A 730-nucleotide genomic window follows, 5' to 3' on the forward strand; every position below is an offset into this window, starting at 1 on the left:
TCCCCTTTGAAAGACCCAGCCCACATGTTCTGAAAGGGGTTGTCCTTGGGCTTCATAATAATCGAGCACGCGAATTTCCCGCCCAATAAATTGCGCGACCCATAAGGCGGTAGCATCAGCCTTTGCCCCTGTTCCACCGATATCCCAAAAGATTCTGATCTGCATCAAGGGATCACGGGGAACAGTAGTAATACGCCCTTCCCGTGAAGCCTCCAGCAACGCTTTTTGGTAATAGGCACCTTCAACAGTTTGGAGATATTCCCCTTCCCAAATATGGTTATAGTGTTCAGGTCGTTGTTCTAAATCTGCCTTGCGATCTCGATTAAGTTTTTCTGGAAATTGAGGATTATCACGCCAAGTGATTTCAGCACCTTTGATATGAGGATTATTGACATTTCGGAAACGTTTTTCCACGGGTGCATTTTCACGGCAAGGGTTCCATGTCACCCACAATTCCGCATTCCAATCATTTCCTTCTTCGCGCAAAGTTGGAATGAGTGTTTGCCAAGCAGTCTCAGTCACAGGTTCCGCCTCATCGACCCAGCAGAGGAAAACGCGCCCCATGGATTTAATACTTGCGATATTGCGATCAAGCCCAGCGAAAACATAGACGATACGTCCATCTTTTGACTTAATATATTTATCGCCGATTTCATAATAGTCTTGTAGAAAAGGATAGGATTCGATAGCTCGTTTAATTTCTTCCAGCGAACTTTCATTGAGTGAATTT

Annotated in this window: 1 protein-coding gene; it reads right to left on the reverse strand. The window is 44.9% G+C overall.

All coding sequences use genetic code 11. The annotated features are described in order from the left end of the window. A partial coding sequence (locus ACFINZ_RS10735) for a phage terminase large subunit (protein ID WP_375701512.1) occupies window positions 1–730 on the reverse strand: 730 nt, incomplete at both ends.

The organism is Bartonella sp. AA81SXKL, from assembly GCF_042196945.1.
Lineage (GTDB): Bacteria > Pseudomonadota > Alphaproteobacteria > Rhizobiales > Rhizobiaceae > Bartonella.